At 32.6% G+C, this 22,778-nt stretch carries 22 protein-coding genes and 1 pseudogene; 18 read left to right on the top strand and 5 right to left on the bottom strand.

Features of this window, described 5'->3' with window-relative positions; genetic code table 11:
• Nucleotides 1–21 precede the first annotated feature (21 nt).
• The 15 genes from rfbD (at nucleotide 22) to C1T31_RS01150 (ending at nucleotide 13,558) form a co-directional block, all read left to right on the top strand.
• A complete protein-coding gene (gene rfbD, locus C1T31_RS01220; RefSeq protein WP_103050642.1) occupies nucleotides 22–879 on the top strand; it encodes a dTDP-4-dehydrorhamnose reductase in 858 nt (285 codons plus the stop codon).
• On the top strand, nucleotides 872–1,669 hold the full coding sequence (cysQ, locus tag C1T31_RS01215; RefSeq protein ID WP_103050641.1) for a 3'(2'),5'-bisphosphate nucleotidase CysQ: 798 nt from the start codon (nucleotides 872–874) through the stop codon (nucleotides 1,667–1,669). Before rfbD ends, cysQ begins: the two co-directional genes overlap by 8 nt.
• Nucleotides 1,670–1,671: 2 nt before the next feature.
• Nucleotides 1,672–2,097: a DUF2061 domain-containing protein gene (locus C1T31_RS01210; protein WP_103050640.1), complete on the top strand. Its 426-nt coding sequence runs from the start codon at nucleotides 1,672–1,674 to the stop codon at nucleotides 2,095–2,097.
• A gap of 5 nt (nucleotides 2,098–2,102) precedes the next feature.
• The gene (cysC, locus tag C1T31_RS01205; protein ID WP_103050639.1) at nucleotides 2,103–2,705 is read left to right on the top strand and encodes an adenylyl-sulfate kinase; all 603 of its coding nucleotides are present in this window, start codon (nucleotides 2,103–2,105) and stop codon (nucleotides 2,703–2,705) included.
• Nucleotides 2,698–3,603, top strand: coding sequence for a sulfate adenylyltransferase subunit CysD (gene cysD / locus C1T31_RS01200; protein WP_103050638.1), 906 nt, complete (start codon nucleotides 2,698–2,700; stop codon nucleotides 3,601–3,603). The genes cysC and cysD overlap by 8 nt, the downstream gene beginning before the upstream one ends.
• A 66-nt stretch (nucleotides 3,604–3,669) precedes the next feature.
• The gene (gene cysN / locus C1T31_RS01195; RefSeq protein ID WP_103050637.1) at nucleotides 3,670–4,923 is read left to right on the top strand and encodes a sulfate adenylyltransferase subunit CysN; all 1,254 of its coding nucleotides are present in this window, start codon (nucleotides 3,670–3,672) and stop codon (nucleotides 4,921–4,923) included.
• A gap of 9 nt (nucleotides 4,924–4,932) precedes the next feature.
• Nucleotides 4,933–5,460, top strand: a complete 528-nt coding sequence (locus tag C1T31_RS01190; RefSeq protein WP_123912611.1) for a hypothetical protein — start codon at nucleotides 4,933–4,935, stop codon at nucleotides 5,458–5,460.
• A 2-nt stretch (nucleotides 5,461–5,462) separates the two neighbouring features.
• Nucleotides 5,463–6,785, top strand: coding sequence for a flippase (locus tag C1T31_RS01185; RefSeq protein ID WP_103050635.1), 1,323 nt, complete (start codon nucleotides 5,463–5,465; stop codon nucleotides 6,783–6,785).
• Between the two features lie 6 nt (nucleotides 6,786–6,791).
• Nucleotides 6,792–7,697, top strand: a complete 906-nt coding sequence (locus C1T31_RS01180) for a sulfotransferase family protein (protein ID WP_103050634.1) — start codon at nucleotides 6,792–6,794, stop codon at nucleotides 7,695–7,697.
• Nucleotides 7,688–8,695: a sulfotransferase family protein gene (locus C1T31_RS01175; protein ID WP_165780058.1), complete on the top strand. Its 1,008-nt coding sequence runs from the start codon at nucleotides 7,688–7,690 to the stop codon at nucleotides 8,693–8,695. Before C1T31_RS01180 ends, C1T31_RS01175 begins: the two co-directional genes overlap by 10 nt.
• 381 nt (nucleotides 8,696–9,076) lie before the next feature.
• Complete coding sequence (locus C1T31_RS01170) at nucleotides 9,077–9,988, top strand: hypothetical protein (protein ID WP_103050632.1); 912 nt, start codon at nucleotides 9,077–9,079, stop codon at nucleotides 9,986–9,988.
• A complete protein-coding gene (locus tag C1T31_RS01165; RefSeq protein WP_103050631.1) occupies nucleotides 9,966–11,174 on the top strand; it encodes a glycosyltransferase family 4 protein in 1,209 nt (402 codons plus the stop codon). The genes C1T31_RS01170 and C1T31_RS01165 overlap by 23 nt, the downstream gene beginning before the upstream one ends.
• Before the next feature lie 74 nt (nucleotides 11,175–11,248).
• The gene (locus tag C1T31_RS01160; RefSeq protein WP_165780057.1) at nucleotides 11,249–12,355 is read left to right on the top strand and encodes an O-antigen ligase family protein; all 1,107 of its coding nucleotides are present in this window, start codon (nucleotides 11,249–11,251) and stop codon (nucleotides 12,353–12,355) included.
• Entirely contained in the window at nucleotides 12,342–13,295 is a 954-nt protein-coding gene (locus C1T31_RS01155) for an acetylxylan esterase (protein WP_103050629.1), read from the top strand. The genes C1T31_RS01160 and C1T31_RS01155 overlap by 14 nt, the downstream gene beginning before the upstream one ends.
• 44 nt (nucleotides 13,296–13,339) lie before the next feature.
• Nucleotides 13,340–13,558 (top strand): hypothetical protein, encoded by a 219-nt coding sequence (locus tag C1T31_RS01150; protein ID WP_103050628.1) that lies wholly within the window; start codon nucleotides 13,340–13,342, stop codon nucleotides 13,556–13,558.
• 9 nt (nucleotides 13,559–13,567) lie between these two features.
• Here the strand turns inward: C1T31_RS01150 and C1T31_RS01145 are convergent, their stop codons facing one another.
• From C1T31_RS01145 to C1T31_RS14230, 3 genes and pseudogenes are all read right to left on the bottom strand, one after another.
• Entirely contained in the window at nucleotides 13,568–14,659 is a 1,092-nt protein-coding gene (locus C1T31_RS01145; protein WP_103050627.1) for a glycosyltransferase family 4 protein, read from the bottom strand.
• A 41-nt stretch (nucleotides 14,660–14,700) separates the two neighbouring features.
• Nucleotides 14,701–15,777, bottom strand: coding sequence for a radical SAM protein (locus tag C1T31_RS01140; RefSeq protein WP_103050626.1), 1,077 nt, complete (start codon nucleotides 15,775–15,777; stop codon nucleotides 14,701–14,703).
• Nucleotide 15,778: 1 nt separating this feature from the next.
• A pseudogene (locus C1T31_RS14230) lies at nucleotides 15,779–15,958 on the bottom strand (DapH/DapD/GlmU-related protein); the annotation flags it as partial.
• 656 nt (nucleotides 15,959–16,614) lie between these two features.
• Here C1T31_RS14230 and C1T31_RS01130 point away from each other — a divergent pair.
• From C1T31_RS01130 to C1T31_RS01120, 3 genes are read left to right on the top strand one after another with little or no spacing between them, the layout of a single operon-like run.
• Nucleotides 16,615–17,916 carry a UDP-glucose dehydrogenase family protein gene (locus C1T31_RS01130; protein ID WP_103050624.1) on the top strand — a complete coding sequence of 434 codons (1,302 nt, stop codon included), beginning with the start codon at nucleotides 16,615–16,617 and terminating at the stop codon, nucleotides 17,914–17,916.
• A gap of 1 nt (nucleotide 17,917) precedes the next feature.
• Entirely contained in the window at nucleotides 17,918–18,904 is a 987-nt protein-coding gene (locus C1T31_RS01125) for a UDP-glucuronic acid decarboxylase family protein (protein WP_103050623.1), read from the top strand.
• On the top strand, nucleotides 18,905–20,263 hold the full coding sequence (locus tag C1T31_RS01120; RefSeq protein WP_103050622.1) for an exopolysaccharide biosynthesis polyprenyl glycosylphosphotransferase: 1,359 nt from the start codon (nucleotides 18,905–18,907) through the stop codon (nucleotides 20,261–20,263).
• Here C1T31_RS01120 and C1T31_RS01115 read toward each other — a convergent pair.
• Entirely contained in the window at nucleotides 20,260–21,423 is a 1,164-nt protein-coding gene (locus tag C1T31_RS01115; protein WP_103050621.1) for a glycosyltransferase family 4 protein, read from the bottom strand. The genes C1T31_RS01120 and C1T31_RS01115 overlap by 4 nt on opposite strands.
• Nucleotides 21,424–22,746 (bottom strand): AMP-binding protein, encoded by a 1,323-nt coding sequence (locus C1T31_RS01110; RefSeq protein WP_103050620.1) that lies wholly within the window; start codon nucleotides 22,744–22,746, stop codon nucleotides 21,424–21,426.
• Nucleotides 22,747–22,778 lie beyond the last annotated feature (32 nt).

The following is a 22,778-nucleotide window of genomic DNA, read 5'->3' as shown; positions in this document are numbered from 1 at the left end:
TATAAATTTCAACCAAACTCTATGAAAACAGTTTTAGTTTCAGGATCCGGAGGTCAATTAGGAGAATGCATTAGAGATCTTGAAACCAATTATCCTGAAATTAACTTTATTTTTGCCGACCATTCCAAACTCGATATTACCAATTCTGAAAAAACAAATAGTTTTTTTGGCCAAAACAATATAGACTGGTGCATTAACTGTGCAGCTTATACAAATGTTGACCTAGCGGAATCAGAGCAACAAAAAGCATTTGAGGTCAATGAGAAGGGGGCAGAAAATTTGGCAATAGCTTGCAATAACAACAACATAAAACTAATCCATATTTCAACTGATTTTGTTTTTGACGGAAGCAAAAAAGTACCCTACAAAGAAACAGATATCACAAATCCCATAAATGTTTACGGACTTTCCAAATTAAAAGGAGAGCAGAAAATTAGCGAAACCCTAAAAGAACATTATGTAATTAGAACCAGTTGGCTGTATTCGGAGCATAGAAGAAATTTTATGAAAACCATGTTGAAACTATCCGAAACCAGGAGTGAGATTAGCGTTGTTGATGACCAAATAGGATCACCAACATATGCCAAAGACCTGGCCGATGTTGTTATGTACATTATAAAAAATAACATAGACGATTATGGACTTTACCATTTTTGCAATAAAGGAGAAACATCATGGTATGGTTTTGCCAAAAAAATATTTGAGTTGGCAGGAAGAAATATTAATGTAAAGCCCATCCCTTCAACTGATTTTAAGACTGATGCCAAAAGACCAAGTTATAGTGTCATGGACACCAGTAAGATTGAAAACACATTAGGATTTAATATAGAAAATTGGAAAACAAGCTTAACAAAAGCCATATCAAAACTAAATGAATAAAAAAAACTTAACAATAGCCATCGAAGCGGCACTAAAAGCAGGAAAAGCAATCATGCAGGTTTACGATACAACTTTTAATGTAGAATTAAAGGATGATAAATCACCTCTAACTGAAGCCGATAAAAATGCAAATGATGTTATTAATTCTTATTTAATAAAAACTGACATTCCAATTATTAGTGAAGAAAACAAGCAAATAGATTACAGTGAAAGAAAACAATGGAATGATTGCTGGGTTGTTGACCCTGTTGATGGCACCAAAGAGTTTATAAAAAGAAATGGTGAGTTCACCGTTAACATTGCCTATGTGAAAAAAGGCGCTCCTATAATGGGAGTGATTTATGTGCCAGCAAGTAAGATTTTGTATTATGCTGTTGTTAGCGAAGGCAAAGCCTATAAAGCGGAGTTAAACTCTCATGACTCAAGTATTGATGAAGTTTTTAAAAATTCTAATACATTACAGCCCAAAAACTCGAAATCGGAAACGATTCAAGTAGTTGGAAGTCGTTCACACATGAATCAAGAAACTTTAGATTTTATAGATCAAATAAAAAATTCTGGTAAGTCAGTTGAAATAGTTTCTAAAGGCAGCTCATTAAAGTTCTGTCTAGTGGCTGAAGGAAACGCAGATGTTTACCCAAGGTACGCCCCAACGATGGAATGGGACACCGCTGCTGGTCATGCCATTTGCAATGCAGTTGGCATACAGGTCATTTCGAAAGAAACCAACAAATCTTTAAGCTATAACAAAGAAAATTTATTAAATAGTTATTTTCTTGTGAGTAAATAGGTATGGCAGCAGCTTCGCATAAAAGGCATATTGCAAAAACTATTACTTGGCGATTGGTTGGAACACTGGACACTATTGTTTTGTCATGGATTCTTTCTGGCGATCCCTTTATAGGTCTTCAAATAGGTGTTTATGAGGTCATCACAAAAATGTTATTATATTATCTCCATGAACGATTGTGGTTTAGGGTGAATTTGACCAAAGACGGAAAAGTTTTAGAAAGTAACAAAAGGCATATAGCCAAAACAGTTACATGGCGATTGGTTGGAACCATAGATACTATGACATTGGCATGGATAGTAACGGGAAATCCGTTGACAGGTCTTAAAATAGGTCTGGCAGAAGTGATAACAAAAATGCTATTGTATTATCTGCATGAACGTGTTTGGTATAGAATTAATTATGGCCTATCAGACAGAAATAAATAGAAATCATGAAAGACAATATTATTCCTCACGATTATCAAATTTCAAAAGAAGATAGACAGAAGGCAAAAAATCACAATTCTTTTTTGTTATGGTTTACAGGCCTTTCTGGGTCTGGAAAATCAACAATAGCCAATGTTGTTGAGCAGGAATTGTTTAAACAAGGAATAAACACCTATACTTTGGATGGCGATAATATTAGAAAAGGCATCAATAATGATTTAACGTTTACACCAAAAGACAGAACGGAAAACATCAGACGAATTGCTGAAGTGGCTAATCTAATGGTTGATGCAGGTATTGTCACCTTAGCAGCCTTTGTGTCACCTTACAAAAAAGACCGAGATAACATTAAAAGTATCGTCAAAGATGTTAACTTTGTTGAGATTTATATCAACACCAGCGTAGAAGAATGTGAGCGCCGCGATGTAAAGGGTTTATATAAGAAAGCTCGTGCTGGTGAAATAAAAAACATGACTGGAATTTCAGCCCCTTATGAGGCACCTGAAAATCCGGATATTGAAATCAAAACAGAAGACGTATCTGTTGAACAAGCCGTAAAGCAGATATTAGATTACATAAGACCAAAATTACAGCTCGAAAATGAGTAAGTATTATTTAAATTATTTAGACGAATTAGAAAGCGAGGCCATTTTTGTCTTGCGAGAAGTATGGGCACAATTTGATAACCCTGTAATTTTATTTTCTGGAGGAAAGGATTCCATATTGGTAACACACTTGGCTAAAAAAGCTTTTTATCCAGCAAAAATACCATTTCCTTTAATGCATGTGGATACAGGCCATAATTTCCCAGAAACTATCCAGTTTCGGGACGATATCATCAAGGAATTAGGTGTTCAATTAATTGTGGGTTCTGTTCAGGAATCTATTGATGAAGGTCGTGTTGCGGAAGAACGCGGTAAAAATGCCACAAGAAATGCTTTACAAATTACAACGTTATTAGATGCCATTGAAGCCAATAAAATAGATTGTGCTATTGGCGGTGGACGTCGTGATGAAGAAAAAGCAAGAGCCAAAGAACGCTTTTTTTCGCATAGGGATGATTTCGGGCAATGGGATCCTAAAAATCAACGACCAGAATTGTGGAATATTTTCAACGGCAAACATTTTGAGGGCGAACATTTTAGGGCTTTCCCAATAAGTAATTGGACCGAAATGGATGTTTGGAATTACATCAAAAGAGAGAATATAGCGATTCCATCATTGTATTTTGCTCATGAGCGCGAGGTGGTTTGGCGCCAAGAATCTTGGATTCCGAATTCCGAGTTTCTCGTTTTAGAAGATCACGAAGAAATAGTCACCAAAAAAATTCGCTTCAGAACTTTAGGCGATATTACCATTACAGGTGGTATTGAATCTGATGCCGATACTTTGGAAAAGATAGCTGATGAAGTTTCTGGTATGCGTCAAACAGAACGTGGTAACCGTAGCGATGACAAGCGCTCGGAATCTGCGATGGAAGACAGAAAGCGACAAGGGTATTTTTAATCAAATTTATTAATTGTAATACTGTACCGAAGTTTCGAAGGATTCAGTATCTCATTTAAAATTATCATGTTAGATAACAATCAATTATTACGTTTTACTACTGCAGGAAGTGTAGATGATGGAAAAAGTACACTCATAGGACGCTTATTATATGATTCGAAATCAATTTTTGAGGACCAATTACAGGCAATAGAAAACACTAGTAAGAAAAAAGGACACGAAGGTGTTGATTTGGCACTTTTTACTGATGGGTTAAGGGATGAACGCGAACAAGGCATTACCATTGATGTGGCTTATAGATATTTTACAACTCCTAAAAGAAAATTCATAATTGCTGATACGCCTGGCCATATTCAATATACTCGCAACATGGTAACAGGGGCTTCAACAGCTAATGCAGCAATTATTTTAGTTGATGCCAGACATGGCGTTATAGAACAAACTAGAAGACATTCTTTTATAGCATCATTGCTTCAGATACCGCATGTAATCGTTTGTATTAACAAAATGGATTTAGTAAATTTTTCTGAAGAAGCTTATAATAAAGTCATTGAACAGTTTGAAGAGTTTTCATCTAAAATGTTGGTAAAGGATGTACGTTTCATTCCTATTAGTGCGTTATTAGGAGATAATGTGGTTAATCGTTCGCAAAACATGGATTGGTATCAAGGAGCACCGCTATTACACACTTTAGAGACCATGCATATTAGTAGCGACATCAACAAGGTGGATGCGCGCTTCCCTGTACAAACCGTTTTAAGACCTCAACGTGACGGATTTATTGATTATAGGGGCTATGCCGGAAGAGTTGCTAGTGGCGTCTTTAGAAAGGGCGATGAGGTCACAATTATGCCATCTGGATTTAACTCTAAAATAAAATCAATAGATACTTTAGATGGCGAATTGGAAGAGGCTTTTGCACCAATGTCTGTTTCTATAACTTTAGAGGATGATATTGACATCAGTAGAGGCGATATGATTGTGAGATCGAATAACAAGCCTGAAGCTTCTCAAGATTTGGAAGTCATGCTGTGTTGGTTGCACAACGATTCTGCTAAACCAAGAGCAAAATATACTATCAAACACACTTCAAATGAACAAAAGGCTATGATAAAAGAAGTGGTGTATAAATATGACATCAATACCCTAGAGAGAAATATGGACGATAAGGAATTGGGTATGAATGATATTTCAAAAGTTAAAATTCGTACCACAAAGCCCCTAATGGTTGATTCATACAGAGAAAACAGAACAACAGGAAGTATCATTCTCGTTGATGATGCCACTAATGAAACTGTTGCGGCTGGAATGATTGTATAATTTATGATTATGAATAGAATCACAGTCTTTATAATAACATTGGTGCTATTTTCTTGTGCTAGAAACAATAAGGCTCCAGAAATTGAGCCTCAAAAATTAGAAACAAAAGAAGATTTTGAAATTGTTCTTGAGTTAAAAACATCGGTTGAAGATGATTTTAAGGTATTGGTAAATAATATTGAGGTAGACGAATTTCAGAAAAAAAATATTCAAATAGTAGAAGCTATTCCGCCCTCAACAGGATTTGAAAAACTCAAGGCAAATTTTGGTAACAAAAACATCTCAAATTTTATTCTAATTAATCTTGGCAAGAAAGAGAAGGAGGTTGAATTTAATTTTATTACCTTCAAGTATGGTCAAAAATCGATAGTTGTTGATGCTAATAATTTTGATGAGTTTATGCGCTATAACAAGTTTGTTTCATTCAAAAAAGACAATTTTACTATTGAAACCAAGAAGGTTGACAATAAGCACAACCCCGTAATATCTGCTAAAAGAATACTTATTAATAAGCTATTACAAAAAGAAGGTAATTAAATATTTTAATTCAAAGGGTTATCAAAACACTTTATAATTTCTATAAAAATCTACTCGACAAAGACTTTAAAGAAATTGTTGACAAAGGATTTAACTTTTTACTACTTCGTGTTTTAGGAATAATAGCTGGATATATTTTTACTTATATTATCGCTCATGAATATGGAGCAGAAGTTAATGGTTTAGTTTCATTAAGCTTTACATTATTAATGTGCTTGAGTATTTTTGGTCGATTGGGGATTGATATGAATTTGATACCATTTTTCTCGTTGGAGGAAAATAGTTTTGATTCCGGAATATTTTTAAAAGTTTTGTTCAAGGCAATAATTTTCTCGTCACTAATTTCCATTACTTTGTTTGGTTTTAAAAATCTTATTTGTGTTGACTTGTTTGGTAAGCCCCAATTAATCCCATATATTTTTTGGGTGTGCTTAACCATTCCTTTTTGGTCCGTCGTTTTGATTTGTGCAGGGTTTTTTAGATCTATTAAAAAGAACAATTTATTTGCCTTTTTCAATAACCCAGGGAGGTTTTTGTTTTCACTTGTAATCTTTATATTATTAATCTATCAATCAAATGATAGCTTAAATGCTATAAGGGCGCATTTTTTTGGTGTTCTTTTTTTAGCAGTTTATAGCTTCTATTTGGTAATGAGAGAATTTGAGAATATAAGATTTAAAACGAATTCAAATTCTTGGATTTTTATTAAAGATGCTATTCCAATGATGTTTTCTGGTGCCATTATAGTATTTCTAGGATGGTCTGACACATTAGTATTAGGAATATATGCATCAGATGAGACGATAGGGGTTTATAATGTTGCTTTGAAAATTGCTATGATTACAAGTTTTTCACTTCAGGCCATTAATTCTATCCTTGCCCCTAAAATAGCAACTTATTATAAACTCAATGAAAAGAATAAGTTTGAAAATTTAATACGCTTTTCTACAAAACTTAATTTTATTATAACAACCGTAATAGTAATTGTAATTTTGATTTTTCATCGATTTATTTTAGGCACCTTCGGCGATGCGTTTGTGTCTGGTAGTCTAGTTTTAATTATTTTATGCATTGGTCAGGTAGTAAATTCGTTTTCAGGGTCCGTTGGGATAATTTTGCAAATGACAGGTTATCAAAAAAAATATCAAAACATTGTTTTTATTGCGCTTATAATTAATTTAGTGTTAAATTTTTTACTGACCCCTGTTTATGGGGCTTTAGGCGCTGCAATATCAACTGTGATTAGTATTGCTTTTTGGAATTTAGCAGGGGCTTTTTATTTGAAGAAAAAACTAAAAATTAAAAGTTATTTTTCATTCCATTAAAGATATATGGTAAAACCGAATACATTTATTATTGGAGCACAAAAAGCTGCCACTTCTTCGCTATATTATTGGATGTCACAACACCCTGAAATTTGTGGTCCAAGTTCTTTAAAAGACCATCCCTTTTTTTTAGAAAACAATCATTCAAAAAAGGAAATCATGGCTTTTCAGAAAGAATATTACAGAGAAGGATACAATTTTCAAAAAATCATTCTTCAGGGCTATGTGAATTATATGTTTTACCCAGAGGCAATAAAAAACATATATTCTTTTAATCCCAAGGCAAAATTAATTTGCGTACTTCGAAACCCGACAGATAGAGCTATTTCAGCTTACAATTATTTTAAAAAGTTAAATTTAGAAAGACTTTCTTTTAAGGAAGCATTGTATAAAGAGAAAGACAGAGCAAATGGAAGTCAAAGAGAGAAAAACAACTTTACCTACAAGGCACATGGGTTATATGCAGAGCAGTTAGAATATATTTTTTCAATATTCGAAAAAGATCAAGTTCTGGTATTATTTTATGAAGATTTGCAAGAGAACCCGTATAATGTATTGCAAAGTATTTTTAGGTTTTTGGAAGTTGATGAACAATTTAAAGCAGAGCTTAAGAAAGTTAATGTGACAGGAGAAGTAAAGCATAAATGGATGCATAATTTATTATATAACCAAAGCAATATTAAGAAGTTTTTTATTGATAGATTTATTGATCCAATTTTACCTGTTCATAAACGAACAAACTTAAAGTTAGCTTTTTTAAACTGGAATACTAAACCCAAAAAAGCAGGGTCTTTAACAAAAAATGATAACATTAAGTTTTTAGAGGAAAAAAAACTTTTAAATTCTTTTTTTAAAGAGGATATTGTCAAATTAGAAAAATTATTGAATCGAAATCTCGAAAATTGGAAATAGAAAGCAACAATAACATCCCTTTTTTTATAGTTGGAGTTCAGAGGTCTGGAACAACACTTTTGCGATTATTGTTAAATGCACATTCTGAAATAGCAATTCCAGAAGAGGCTAGTTTCTTGAAACCTATACTAAAAAGAAGTTGGGTAAATCGGAAAATTAGAGGCAAAAAAAAAGAGAAATTAGTTTCATATTTAAGAGAGAATGAACAATTCCAATTATGGAATTTCGACAAAAAAGATATTTTAAATGCTATTTCAGAAAAGAAATCCATAACAGTCAAAGAATTGATGGAAATCATATATTCTTCCTATGCTCAACATGAACAGAAGAAAAAATGGGGAGATAAAAGTTTGTTTTTTGGCTCAATGGAATTACTTTATGATTTGTTTCCAAAAGCAAAATTTATTCATATAGTAAGGGATGGGAGAGATGTATTTTACAGTTGGCGTAAAATGGACCCATCAAAATCGCATCCAGCGGTAATGGCATTAGACTGGAAGATAAAACATGGTTTAGTAGAACGTTCATTAAGAAAAATACCTAAAGACAAAATTTATTTGATTAGATATGAAGATTTGGTTCAAAAACCAGAATTTCATCTCAAGGAAATTAGCGATTTTTTAAAAATTGATTTTGAACAATCAATGATAGACTTTCATCTTTCTAGTAATAAATATATTGGAAAGCATCATTCAGAGCTAATTTTTAAGGCAATAGACAATAAAAATACTGATAAATGGAAACGTAATTTGACAAAAAAAGAACAACTAATTTATCAAGCTATGGCCGGACATTCACTTATAGATTATAATTATGATCTGATAAAGAATGACAGAAAGCTATTAACCTTCATTTGGACGGGTATTGATTTGGCGATTGGATTACCCAAGAGACTTATTGAATTAATAAAAGTGAGAATAGCTTTTTGGAGAGCTTTAAGAAAAGGTGAAGCTACAAAGACTATAAAAGTGGGTGATATGCCAGAGCATAATAATTGATTTGGAAAACAACAATAACAGATGGTTCTGAAAATAAAAAAGTCAAGTCTAATAGAAAGCATATTAATATTTGCTATTTTATTTTTAGTTTTCTTGTATGACGCCTTCTCAAGGCTACTTGGTTTTTTTGATGAGTTTCTAGGATTGCTGTCTTTCTTTGTAATTAGTTATCAAATAATCATCAAACAGAGGTTTAGGTTATTTAGAAAAGAATATTTTATTATACTGTCGCTTATCCTAATTATATTTATCGGATTTCTTTCAAATGCCTATACTTGTTATAAAGGGTATTGCACAAATGCTGTCGCAATATTTGCAGATGCCATTAACGTGACAAAAGCTTTTGTTGTTTATTTTGCAATTCGATTTTTGAGCGACTCAATGTCATCTAGTACAGTATTAGATAAAATCACTAGTTACGCCCAAAAGGCATTTTATATTCTCGTTTTTATTATTGTTCTAGATATTGCATTTGAAATTTATCCCAGAGAAAACAGGTTTAGTATTCAATCCATAGAATTGTTTTTCAAGCATACCTCGAGATATGCTTTCGCGTTTTCATTTATTTTTCTTCTACTTTTATCTAAATATCAAAAACAACGACTTGGTTTGTTGTTTTTTGTGTTATTCATTGGAGCTTTATCATTAAGAGTCAAATATTTTGGCTTTGTCTTTTTCGTTATAATATTATTATTCCAAGGGAAAAAACTAATTAAAACACCAAAACCAGTTTTTTTATGGTCAATTGCATTGTTATTAACAGTATTAGCATTTCTATTTAGAGAAAAAATTAAATTGTATTTTTCTTTTGAAAACATTGATGAGGCCTGGTCTCGTGCAGTGATTTTATATTATAGTTTTATTATTGGCTTTGATTATTTTCCTTTAGGTACCGGATTTGGAACCTTTTCTTCGTACTATTCGGGTGCGTATTACTCATGGGTTTATGATTTGTATGGTATCAGTAATGTATATGGCATAAAAAGATCCTATTGGAATTTTGTAGCCGATCAATATTGGCCCATGGTATTGGGGCAATTTGGATATTTTGGTTTAATCAGTATGTTTTTTATAGTTTATAATTATTTAATGCTATTTTTAAATAATGTAAAATCAAATATCGCCAATACATCTTATTTTACTCATTTGAGCTTAATTTTGGGACTATTACTGTTATTAATAGACAGTACATCTGACTCCATATTTTCTCAACAAAGAGCTGTGGTGATGTTTGCTTATTTTGCGTTGGTAATGAACACTGTCAATTCTCGTGAAAGTATTACAAATAAATAAATTTCTTAAAACAGTTGGTGGAGCAGAAACTTATATGTTCCAACTTTCCAAAGCCTTAAAAGACAATAACATTGAGGTCAAATATTGGGGGATGCATGCTGATGATAATGATGTGAATGATTTTCCTAAAGAACTTTTGGCTGACACGGTTGATTATAATAAACAAGGAGCAATAGCTAAAGTTAAATCTATTGCCGGAACAATATATTCAAGTAGCAACAGAAAAAAAATAGGAAAAGTTTTAGACGCTTTTAAACCCGATATTGTTCATATACACAATTATAATTTTCAACTATCTCCAAGTATTCTTCCTGAAATAAAGAAACGACGAATCCCAATTGTTCAGACTATACATGATAGTCAGATGATATGCCCCTATCACAGGCTTTTCAATTTTCAAAGAAATGAAGTTTGTACAAAGTGTGTAGAAGGCTCTTTTTTTAACTGTATAAAAGATAAGTGTTTTGATGGCTCTATTCTTAAAAGCACTATTGGAGCAGCAGAGAGCATGTTGTATCATTCTTTGGGATATTATGAAAAACATATTGATTTTTACATTAGCCCAAGTAATTTTTTGGCAGAACTAGTTAAAAAACGCATAAAGAAAGACATTACTGTAATACCTAATTTTACTGATATTGTTGATCCAAACAGCGGTGTGAATAGCAAAAATTATTATTTGTACTTTGGCAGGATTTCAGAAGAAAAAGGTGTTCTCGAACTTATTGAATTATTTAAGGATACTCAATTTAGGTTGGTTTTAATTGGAAAAGGTCCATTAGAGGATGAGGTTGCAATGAAAATTAAATCTATTGATAATATTGAATTTGTAGGTCCGAAATATGGTTCAGAACTTTTTGGTTTTGTAGAGGAGGCAAAATATGTGATTCAACCCTCAAAATGGTTCGAAAATTGCCCAATGACTATTATTGAATCCTTTGCACTTAACACTCCTGTAATAGGTTCAAATCATAGTGGGTTTAAAGATTTAATTGATGATGGTAAAACAGGATGGCTGTTAGATTTCTCTAATTTTGAGGAGGCAAAAACTAAATTACTAGAAATAGATAAAATTACCACATCAGAAATGAAGAAAAATATTTTGGAATACTATTCTAAGTATTTATCCAAGGACATACATATAAAGAAAATTTTGAAGGTTTATAAAAAACTGTTAGAAAAGTGAAAGCAGTCGGCAAAACTATAAAAAATATAAACCTCAACGAGGCCGTTTTTGTCACTTTGATGCTCTATTTAAGCATGGCATTTTTTTCATTTGCTTTATCGAATATTCTCTTGGGTATAGCTGGGGCATTCTTTGTAATTGGATATCTTAATGGTGAAATCACTTTGAAGGCAATTAATTGGAAATTATACATGGTTTGCGTAGTGCCGTATTTGTTAACTGTAATTTCCTTTTTTAATTCTGAAGCCATTATCAGTGGGTTAAGATATCTAAATTTAAGACTACCTATTATCGTAGTTCCTTTCATGTTATTAAGCCTTAAAATCGAAAAACCCCAGATTATAAATGGATTTAAATTATTGGTTGTTGCCTCTCTGATTGCTTGTGGTGTGACATTTTATAATGGTGTAAAGTATTTTGATCAGGATATTTTATTTAAAACTGATTTTGTCCATTTCATTACAATCATACAACACCCTTATTTTGGGGTATTAGTTTTAATTGCTCTCCTATCGGTTCTTGAGTATCAAATTATTTCTAACAAGCTATTTAAATGGTTGGTTGTATTATTATTTACTCTTGCAATTGTGTTAACCACATCACGAATAGTTTACATTTCCTATTTTTTGGCGGCTTGTTTTTATTTGTACTCTCATTTTTCACGAAAACAATTTGTCTTATCATTTATTGCTATCGCTATATTATCTTCCACCTTTTTGTTATTTAACAAAAGTGTTTTGAACAAATTTCAAAGAAGTCTGGATTATGACAAATCGCCAAGATTAAAACTTTGGAGTAATACTTTTGAAGCGGTTGATAAAACTCAAAGTTATTATTTTGGAATAGGGATTGGCGATTTTTATAAGGATAAAAAGGATGTTTATTTTGCAGAAAATTATTCAGAAGCCGCTTTAGGAACCTACGGATTTAATCCGCATAGTCAACCTATAGAGTTTTATCTTACAAACGGCATTTTTGGAATTGTAATCCTTTTAATAGCATTTATGATTTATCTAAAAAATCTGAAATTACAAAGCAAATTTGCTCATGTTATTTTTATAATTATTTTTTTATTTTCTACGGTGGAATGTATTTTGGATAGGCAGTATGGGGTACAAATCTATGCTGTATTAATTCCCTTATTGTTAACCGAAAGCTTTAAAACGAATGAAACTATTTAAGCTCTTACTATTCTTTATTTTATTTAATATTTCTTCTTGTTATAAACCAGTACAAAAACCTGCGGATTTTGATGAGTTCTGGAAGACATCTGTAAGTGAACTTGGGAATGAAATAGAAGTTAGGACTATAAAAGACACCGTTTTAGGCAGCAAGGAACTTTCATTAAAGGCTATAGAATCCTATCAAGATATCACTATTTATGCTTGGGTATCTATTCCAAAAAAACCCGGAAAATATCCTGTATTTATTAATTTTTTTGGATTTGGAAAAGGCAATCCAAATAAAGATGAACCTTCAAAAAAATGGTTTCTCTCTCAAAAGGACCATATTAATATTGTTGTAGATATAAGAGGTCAAGGATTAAGTACGGATAAAATAAAATTTAAGGGATATTTGACCAAAGGATTAGAAGATAAGAATACCTTTATTTACAAAGGCGCCTATTTGGATGCTGTAAAAATTGTAGATTATGCTCATACCATTCCTGAAGGAGATGGTAATATTATTGTTAAAGGAGGTAGCCAAGGAGGCGCATTGGCGATTGCGGCAACAGCATTAAACCCTAAAGTAACAATGTGTATTTCTAATTTTCCTTTTCTAACCGATATGTTGAACTATGATAAAACCAAATGGCCAATGAAAATTTGGATTCACGAAGCTAAAATGAAAGAATGGAAGTTGGAAGAGCTCCACGAAACATTATCTTATTTTGATGCATTAAATTTTGCTGATAATATTAATGTGCCAGTATTTATGAGAACTCAAGAAACGGATACTATTACTCCAAAAGAGACTACTGTTAAGCTGTTTAATTCAATAAAAAACAAAAACAAAAACATATATATAGATCCATGCGATGGCCATGGATGTTCTTCATCATCCAAAGAGGCCAATAATCTGGAACATGCTTTTATAAAAAAGAACCTGATTAGTTTTTAGAATATTTTATTTTTGTTCTTTGTTTAAGGTTTAAAAATTTACACATGGATATTATTAACATATATACTGAAGAAGTCGAAGCTCTAGAGGCTAAATTTGAATCTGTTTCAGATGATTCTCTAACAAGAGAAAACCTAAAAGAAGAAACTCATGAAGTTTTAGCAAGGTTAAAAAAAGACCAAGATACAGAGGCCTATTTTGATTTAAATGATGACTTTGAAGAATTGATATTCCGGTTGATATCAATTATAGGTCAGTTGTAAAAGTTTATTTTAGAGTACCTTTTCGTAAACTCTAATAACATCTTTGGCAATTATATCCCAATTGTATTTTGCTTGAAGAAGTTGTGAATAATCTCTTTTTATAAGATTGTCATTTAGCTTTGAACGAAGTTTGGAGCTCAATTCCTCTACATCACCTGTTTTGAAATAATTTTCATTTGGTAAATTCACTTCAAGATTTGCCGGGATATCGCTCACCAACACATTTAAATTATAACTTAATGCCTCCAGTAGGGCTATAGGAAGCCCTTCATGATAGGAAGGCATTACAAACAGTTTGGCATGAGAAAAGACCTCATTGAGTTCCGCTCCTTTTATAAAACCCGTTAGAACAATATTATTAGCAATGCTCTTTTCCTTTAGAGATTGGCTGTATTTAGTTTCATGATCTGCATCACCAACTAAAACCAATTTCTGTTGAATGTTACTCCTAATATAGGCATCTATGAGATCGTGAAATCCTTTTTCTTCAACAAATCGGCCCACAGCAATGATATAGTTATCAGGTTCTAATCCCAGGCTTGAAATATAATTCGTTCGGGTAGTTATCTGGGGAATGATAACACCATTATATATTAGATTACAATCATTACGATGGTATTTTTCCTTTAAAATGGATTTGATAACATTAGAAATAACAATTACTTGATTTGCAAATCTTGTTCCTAACCGTTCACCCATTTTAAGCATGGCCTTGGCAAGTTTGCCCCACTTTTGTCTGTCATAGTCAGGACCATGGTTGGTCACAACAACTTTTAACCCAAATAATCTAGCTACAGGAGTTAAAATCATTGGACCTACAGCATGAATATGTAGAATATCAGGTCTTTTTATAGCTGCGTAAAAAACGCCTAGCAAGGTGTGGGTAATAGCTTCAACAGATTTTAGCTTGGGAGCATATAAATGTTTAAGCTTTATCCCTTTGTAAGTTGTTATGGATGAGTCAGCCACATAAGGTTTTCGGGTGATAATGGTTACCCGATGTCCCTCTTCAACAATGCGTGGGTACAAGTGTTCGCAATGTGTTTCAACACCACCCAATATACTGGGAATACCACGTGTGCCAAGGACAGTTATCCTCATGTTAATTCAATAATTTCTAAAAAATTAAAAGCAACAATGTTTTATTTGGATTTTTCAGGAACCCTCAAATCACCTTGCAGAGGATCTTGACCAACATCGTAATGTGGTATGTGGTCCTTGCAAACAGGTTTGCCTAGCATGCTTTTAATTTTGTTTTTTACCACCCATTTGGTTGGGTGTTGTATGTATTTTTTCATTACAGGAGCTGCAGTACCCACCATCCAACAGTTTTTAGGGCAGGTTCTTACCAATCCACGTACTTTTTCGGCCTGTTCACTGTACCATAAGTCTTCAAAAGAATCAAAGTCTCGAATATTACCCATACTTTCTTTCCAGTATTTTTCTTCTAGTCCATTACAAGGGTAAACATCACCATAAGGTTCTATAAAGAAATTTACTGTTCCTGCTTCACAAGGCAACATACGTTTACCGCCTTTTATGTAGTTAATAAGACCTAAATTAAAGAAGGCTCTGTACCAGCTTTTCGGATTGTTAGATTGTAGCAGCTTATCAATAAGCTTTTCAAAGTTTTCAATAACCACATCTTTGTTGGTTACAAAGTTGTCGTCTTTATGAAAGTAAAAAGAGTTGTGAAATGTTGCCGTAGCAAACTCCATTTTAAGTTCGTTACTTAAATCATAAAGATTCAATAAATCATGTGAATTATAGTTAGAAACCGTCATTCCAAAACCAACATCCTTAATACCCATGGCACGCAAATCCTTGAGAGTTTTAAGTCCACGTTGAAAGCCTGTTTCGCGTCCACGAAGGTCGTTGTTAATTTCTTGCATCCCTTCCAAACTCACACGGACACCAATATTTGGAAAGCGTTCTGCCATTTTCACAATTTTGTTGGTATGCCAACCTGCGGTAGAAATAACCACACGATCACTTTTGCGGTACATAACTTCAATGATATCCTCTATATCTTTACGCATAAAGGGCTCACCACCAGTAATGTTAGTGAATTTAAAATTAGGTAAGCGTTCTAAATCTTCGGCAGTAATTTCCTTGTTTTTATCTGTTGGGTTTCTCCAAATATCACACATCTTACAGGCCATATTGCATCTGTAAGTTGTAATAATGGAAACATCCGTAGGTAATTTAGCTTTACTCATAATTTTCTTTTCTATTTTTTATAATTTTTGCAGGTACACCCCCAATGATTGAAAACGCAGGGATGTCCTTGGTAACAACTGCTCCAGCAGCTATAACACAGCCATCTCCAATTTTTACTCCAGACATAATGGATACATTGGCTCCAATCCAAACATCATTACCAACTATGGTTTTTCCTTTTGTAACGCCTTGGTTTTTTATGGGTACATCAATGTCTTCAAAATTATGATTTTCTGAAAAAATATTGACTCTAGGACCAAAAATAACATTATCACCAATTTCAATATCACCTCTTACACCAATAAAACAATAATGATTGATACCAACATTGTTTCCAATTTTTAAAGAACTTCCAACGTTTCTTAATACACCAGTACATTCTATAACAGCGTACTTACCTAACGTGAAATTATCACCAATTGTAACACCGTCATAACTTAATGCATTAATCAAAGAGTTTTTCATTAAATTTAGACCACTACCAGCTTTAATCTTATGCCCAAATTGTATTCTTGCACCACTTTCGGCAAAAACAATTCCTTTAGACTTTTTTAAAAATGGCTTAATTAGAAAAACCCCTCGAATGGCAGAGGTGCCTTTTGATGACATAATCGTTAAGAACTCCCGTAATGAAAAGGGGTAAGATAAAGTGTGTTTTTCTTTTTTAATTTTTGACAAGAAAAACTCTATAATCTTATATGTTTTCATTCATTTACTCGATACCTGATTTATGACAAAGTTAGGCTTAATTATTCAAAATACATTGTAACAAGTATTATATTTACGACATAATCTTGAAATGGTTTTCTATTTTTACAAAAAATTAAATTCATAATATGAAAATATCTGTTATAGGAACAGGCTATGTAGGCTTGGTTACTGGTACATGTTTGGCCGAAACTGGCAATGAAGTACTTTGTGTTGACATTGACGAACAGAAGGTAAAAAAAATGCAAAACGGAGAGGTTCCAATTTATGAGCCACATTTGGATGTTTTGTTTGAAAGAAACATTAAGGCCAATAGGCTAAAGTTTACCACATCACTTCAAGAGGGTCTTGACCATGGTGAGGTTATTTTTTTGGCTCTTCCTACACCAGAAGACGAAGATGGATCTGCCGATCTTAAATATATTCTTGGTGTTGCTAAAGACATAGGAAAATTAATGACCGAGTATAAGGTTATAGTTGATAAAAGCACCGTTCCAGTTGGAACATCTGATAAAGTAAAGGAAGCAATTGCCGAAAATAGCTCGGTTGACTTTGATGTTGTTTCTAATCCTGAATTTTTAAGAGAAGGATTTGCGGTTGATGATTTCTTAAAACCTGAACGTATTGTTGTTGGAGCCTCATCTCAAAGAGCAATAGATATTATGCAGACGCTATATAAGCCTTTTGTTAGGTCCGGAAATCCGATAATTATCATGGATGAAAGGTCTGCGGAGCTCACAAAATATGCGGCCAATGCATTTTTGGCCACAAAAATTACTTTCATGAACGAAATAGCTAACTTCTGTGATAAAGTAGGAGCCGATGTAGATAAAGTAAGAATTGGTATGGGAACCGATTCCAGAATAGGGAAAAGATTCTTGTTTCCAGGTATTGGATATGGCGGTTCCTGTTTTCCAAAAGATGTTAAGGCCTTGCATAAATCAGGAAAGGACTCGAACTATGATTTTAAGATATTAGATGCGGTAATTAATGTAAACCAAAATCAAAAAACCATTTTGGTACCTAGAATTAATGCATTTTTTAATAATGATGTTAAAGACAAAACATTTGCAGTCTGGGGATTGGCGTTTAAACCGGAAACTGACGATATCAGGGAAGCACCTTCTTTATATATAATCAATGAATTGCTTGATGCAGGTGCCAAGATTAAAGCTTTCGACCCAGAAGCTATGCCAAATGTGAAAAGAAAACTAGGAGATAAAATTGAATTTTCAACAGATATGTACAAGGCACTTGAAGACGCAGATGCACTAATAATCTGTACAGAATGGAGTATATTTAGGACGCCAAGATTTGATAAAATAAAAGAAAAACTAAATCATAAAGTGATTTTTGATGGCAGGAATCTTTATGATTCTAAAGATCCAGCAGAATATGGATTGGATTATTATTCAATAGGAAGACCTTAATATGAAAAGAGTTTTAATTACAGGAGCAGCAGGATTTTTAGGATCACATTTATGCGATAGATTTATAGCTGAAGGATTTTATGTAATAGGAATGGATAATTTTATAACAGGGGATCATAAAAACATCGATCATTTGTTAGAAAACCCTAATTTCGAGTTCATTAATCATGATGTAACAAACTTTGTTTCAATCGATGGTGAACTAGATTACATATTACATTTTGCTTCGCCGGCAAGCCCCATAGACTATTTGAAAATCCCAATACAAACTTTAAAAGTAGGTTCGTTGGGTACGCACAATTTATTGGGTTTAGCTAAAGCTAAAAATGCTAGAATACTAATTGCTTCAACTTCTGAAGTTTATGGAGACCCATTAGTTCATCCTCAAAGCGAAAGCTATTATGGCAATGTTAATACCATTGGTCCAAGAGGCGTTTATGATGAAGCCAAACGTTTTCAGGAGTCTATCACCATGGCTTATCATAGGTTTCATGGTTTAGAAACAAGAATCGTTAGAATATTCAATACTTATGGCCCTAGAATGCGGCTCAATGACGGCAGGGTTATTCCTGCTTTTATGGGACAAGCTTTGCGTGGAGAGGATTTAACCATTTTTGGAGATGGATCCCAAACACGTTCTTTTTGTTATGTAGATGATCAAGTTGAAGGAATTTTTAGATTGATGTTTAGCGATTATTCTTATCCTGTAAATATTGGTAATCCAAATGAAATATCGATTAAGGATTTTGCTTTTGAAATAATTAAACTTACTGGCACCGACCAAAAAGTTGTATTTAAAGATTTGCCTAAAGACGATCCTATGCAGCGCCAACCTGATATATCGCTTGCAAAAAAGCTTTTGGATTGGTCACCTAAAGTTGATCGGGAAGAAGGCATGAAAAAAACCTTTGATTATTTTAAAGGGCTGTCAGAGGAAGAGTTGAGAAAAAGTGAACACAAAGACTTTTCAAACCACATTAAGAGATAAATGCATAGATTTGGCCAAGGAGGTTATTCGGGTTATTTAAGGCTCATTTCGTATTTAATTGATTTGAGCATTCTAAACACATTGGCAATATTATTTTTCTTAAAAGCAGTTGACCCAATCATATTTGTACCTATAACAATCATTTCTTGGATTATATTATCTCTTTTCTCAAATTTTTATGAAGTATATAGATATACGCGAGAAATCACTATTGTAGCATTGATTTTTAGGCAGATGGCGTTGTTTGGAATGTTTGTGTTTGCCTTTTCTGGACTAAATCATGAATTAAATATTCACCCCTACACTGTTCTGAAATACGTACTAACAGCTTTTACGTTTATTAGTTTATTTAAGTTTTCCCTCTATTATCTTCTTCAAAAATATAGAACCGCTTTAGGAGGCAACTACCGAGTAACAGTAATATTGGGAAGAAACAAGCAAACAACTGCTTTGGAGAATTTTTTTAACCAAAATCCAGAATATGGTTACAAACACAAAAAAACATTCAATTTAAAGGACAAGAATTCATTTGATTTGAATGAATGTTTTCAATTCATCCTAAAAGAAAGAATCGATGAGATATATTGTTCAATTTCAGAATTATCAAATAGTCAAATGGATAAGGTAATTAGTTTTGCAGACAATAATCTCAAAATTCTGAAGTTTTTACCTGATAATAAGGATATATACTCTAAAAAATTGAAATATGAATATTATGACTATATACCTATTCTATCATTAAGGGATATTCCTCTAGAGGATTCGGTAAATCAGTTTTTTAAAAGGGCATTTGATATTTTATTCTCCTCTTTTGTTATCATTTTTATTCTTTCTTGGTTGACGCCTATTGTGGCAATTTTCATTAAACTAGAATCCAAAGGCCCTGTGTTTTTTAAACAATCCAGAAACGGATTTAATTATAAGGAATTTGACTGCTATAAATTTAGATCAATGACTCCTAACAAAGATGCGCACTTATATCAAGCTACAAGAGGTGACCAGCGAGTGACAAAAATTGGTAAGTTTATTAGAAAAACTAGTATTGATGAATTACCTCAATTTTACAATGTCTTATTTGGCGATATGTCAGTAGTGGGCCCGAGACCTCATATGGTCAGTCACACCAATATGTATGCAAAAAAAATAGATAAGTTTATGGTTAGACATTTTGTGAAGCCAGGCATTACTGGATTAGCTCAAATAAGTGGCTTTAGGGGTGAGGTTGAAACAGATAAGGATATTATCGGAAGAGTCAAATACGACATTTTTTATATTGAAAACTGGTCGCTTTTATTAGATTTAAAAATAATAATACAAACTTTTATAAACACAATAAAAGGAGAAGAAAAAGCTTATTAAATGACTTCTTTTAACTTATTCAACTGATTTTCAAAATTAAAAATTTCGGATGAAGTTTCAAGTATACGTTTTCTCAAATCAATAGATAAATCTTTTTTCGTAATACTTCCCAATTGCTTGTTAAGCTCTGAATAATTTCCAGATTCAGCAATCCAACCCAATTGATATTTCTTAATAATATCTTCACCTTCGCCGCCACCAAAATACAACATAGGCATTCCCAATTTGGCATATTCAAAAATCTTTGAAGGCACAGAACCATAAATTCTGTTTAGCAATGGAATTATAACGAGATCATAATCCAATAACTCTTTATGTAGCTGTTTTCGGGTTACTTCTCCATGATAGAAAATAGGGAGGCTTTTATTTTCGTTAACGAACAATTCTATTTTTTCCTTTTCTGCACCAGCACCATAAATATGAAATTCAATAGAATCATAGTTTAATTCTTGACAAAGTTTATAAATTCCTTGAGCGATACCTAGCAATCCTGCATAAACAAGTTTGATTTTTTGGCCTTCAGACACCTTAAAAAGATTTGGAGGAGTTTCAAAATCTGGATAATTCCTATATAAAAAGGTTTGTTTGTCGGGAATAAGAGCGGTTACATGACTTAATATTTCTTCACTTTGCCCTAAAATTAAATCGGCTTTTTTATAATTATGTCTTTCAATTTTCTCAAGTAATTTATAACCATAATTCTTTTTAAAAACCCCTAATTCATATCCTGCAAGTGGCCAAAGATCGCTGACATTGAGAATTAATTTTCTATTTTTTGATTTTAAAAACAACACACAAGTGAACGCTACTAATAAAGGCGGAGACTGAACAATAACCGTTTTTGGAATCTTATTCCAAAGAAAATACCAAACCAAGCTAAAACTATAAGAAAGCATGGCTAATAAACGCAGTAATGGGTTCTTTGAGTTACTGGCAAAAATCCAAAGACGCTTTACTATAATACCATTTTCATTGGATGATGAGCTAAATTTTCCACGAAAATCTTCGAAGATTCTACCATTTGGGTAATTGGGTAAAGGCGTTAAAACTGAAACATTAAAGTTGTTCTTTTTCAAACCTGAAGCTAAATGAAATATCCTATTGGAAGCAGCACCTGTTTCTGGAGGAAAATAATTTGTTATAATCAGAAGATCTTTCATTTATATAGATTTCAAATTGGATTCTATGATTTGAGGTTTTCCTGATTTTGTGGAGGGTATTTCAGTGACTTCGACAAAATTTATGGTAAGACAATTTTTTGTTAGAGCATTGAGTTTGTTTTTGATTTTCTCCAAAATGCCAACATTAAAATTGTAGTTCTTATCAACAATATATTCAATTTCAATACTTTCTAAATTGTTTTGAATTATCCTATATTGTTTAATTTCTTGGAAATATTCTAAAACACCAGTAAAACTGTGAATGTTGAGGGTAATTCCTTTCGTAGTTTTAACAATATCGGTCTCTCTTCCAACCACTTTTTTTAAAAGAGGATACTTAAAAGGCCTATTGCTGGGGTATTTATTGTTTTCCATCTTGATAGCTAAATCTCCAAGTTTATAGCGTATCAAAGGCATGGCTTTGTTTGTGAGCGAAGTAACTAAAACATGACCCATAGTTCCATCTGGAACGTCTTTACCATTATCATCTACAATTTCCAAATAAACATGTGGAGACATGGTATAGTAATAATCTAAATCACTTTTGCACGCCATAAGCAGTCCTTCAGCACAACCATAAGTGTCTATAATTTTACAACTTGAACCAAAGGCTTCAATTATATTATCATAATAATTATCAAAGAGCTTATCTCCAAAACAAATGACACCAACAATATTGGATTTTACCTGATTTTTTATTGCAGTTTTAGCCAATTGATTAATTACGGATGGATAGCCAGCAACAAAAACCCGTTTCTTTTTGGACATTTTAAATAGAATGGTTTTTAGTTCGGTTTCGGATAAACCAAAAGCTTTAACATAAGTGCATCTATAAAATATGTCCTTTAGTTTTTTTAATAGTGTTCGTTTTTGAGAAATTCCAAATTGCAACAAATTGTCTCCGACCTGATATCCACTCCAAGTCCACCAATGCGTTTGTAATGCTCGTAAGTAAAAGGTATGTTCTTTGGACATATAGGTAAAAGACTGTAAGCCTGAACTACCACTACTATGATGCTTGTCTAAAGTCTGAATATTGAATTCATCAGACACTAGATTCGAAGATTGATCTCTTAAGATTGATTTTGTTAAAATTGGAAAATCGGAAATTATTGAACCATGAATATTTTTATAATATGGTACGTGCTCTTGAGCGTAATGCAGGATTTCTTTCAAACGGTCACTTTGTAAAGCAATTAATTCTTCTTCGGAAAGTGTATCGTATTTTTTCCATTCGTTAAGATATTTTAAATAGTATCCACCTGTTAGCATATCACCGAAAGGCAATAGAATACTGTTTAAAAATGATTTATATATGGACATCAAATACTTTTTTCAAAACTAATTATTTTTTA

The organism is Hanstruepera neustonica, from assembly GCF_002895005.1.
In the GTDB taxonomy this organism is placed as follows: domain Bacteria; phylum Bacteroidota; class Bacteroidia; order Flavobacteriales; family Flavobacteriaceae; genus Hanstruepera; species Hanstruepera neustonica.
This window is presented reverse-complemented; position numbering and strand designations above follow the sequence as displayed.

Excerpts from the sequence above, each read along its gene's own strand:
- rfbD (WP_103050642.1), top strand. The coding sequence starts at position 22 with ATGAAAACAGTTTTAGTTTCAGGATCCGGAGGTCAATTAGGAGAATGC.
- cysQ (WP_103050641.1), top strand. The coding sequence starts at position 872 with ATGAATAAAAAAAACTTAACAATAGCCATCGAAGCGGCACTAAAAGCA.
- C1T31_RS01210 (WP_103050640.1), top strand. The coding sequence starts at position 1,672 with ATGGCAGCAGCTTCGCATAAAAGGCATATTGCAAAAACTATTACTTGG.
- cysC (WP_103050639.1), top strand. The coding sequence starts at position 2,103 with ATGAAAGACAATATTATTCCTCACGATTATCAAATTTCAAAAGAAGAT.
- cysD (WP_103050638.1), top strand. The coding sequence starts at position 2,698 with ATGAGTAAGTATTATTTAAATTATTTAGACGAATTAGAAAGCGAGGCC.
- cysN (WP_103050637.1), top strand. The coding sequence starts at position 3,670 with ATGTTAGATAACAATCAATTATTACGTTTTACTACTGCAGGAAGTGTA.
- C1T31_RS01190 (WP_123912611.1), top strand. The coding sequence starts at position 4,933 with ATGAATAGAATCACAGTCTTTATAATAACATTGGTGCTATTTTCTTGT.
- C1T31_RS01180 (WP_103050634.1), top strand. The coding sequence starts at position 6,792 with ATGGTAAAACCGAATACATTTATTATTGGAGCACAAAAAGCTGCCACT.
- C1T31_RS01170 (WP_103050632.1), top strand. The coding sequence starts at position 9,077 with ATGTCATCTAGTACAGTATTAGATAAAATCACTAGTTACGCCCAAAAG.
- C1T31_RS01160 (WP_165780057.1), top strand. The coding sequence starts at position 11,249 with ATGGCATTTTTTTCATTTGCTTTATCGAATATTCTCTTGGGTATAGCT.
- C1T31_RS01155 (WP_103050629.1), top strand. The coding sequence starts at position 12,342 with ATGAAACTATTTAAGCTCTTACTATTCTTTATTTTATTTAATATTTCT.
- C1T31_RS01150 (WP_103050628.1), top strand. The coding sequence starts at position 13,340 with ATGGATATTATTAACATATATACTGAAGAAGTCGAAGCTCTAGAGGCT.
- C1T31_RS01145 (WP_103050627.1), bottom strand. The coding sequence starts at position 14,659 with ATGAGGATAACTGTCCTTGGCACACGTGGTATTCCCAGTATATTGGGT.
- C1T31_RS01140 (WP_103050626.1), bottom strand. The coding sequence starts at position 15,777 with ATGAGTAAAGCTAAATTACCTACGGATGTTTCCATTATTACAACTTAC.
- C1T31_RS01130 (WP_103050624.1), top strand. The coding sequence starts at position 16,615 with ATGAAAATATCTGTTATAGGAACAGGCTATGTAGGCTTGGTTACTGGT.
- C1T31_RS01125 (WP_103050623.1), top strand. The coding sequence starts at position 17,918 with ATGAAAAGAGTTTTAATTACAGGAGCAGCAGGATTTTTAGGATCACAT.
- C1T31_RS01120 (WP_103050622.1), top strand. The coding sequence starts at position 18,905 with ATGCATAGATTTGGCCAAGGAGGTTATTCGGGTTATTTAAGGCTCATT.
- C1T31_RS01115 (WP_103050621.1), bottom strand. The coding sequence starts at position 21,423 with ATGAAAGATCTTCTGATTATAACAAATTATTTTCCTCCAGAAACAGGT.
- C1T31_RS01110 (WP_103050620.1), bottom strand. The coding sequence starts at position 22,746 with ATGTCCATATATAAATCATTTTTAAACAGTATTCTATTGCCTTTCGGT.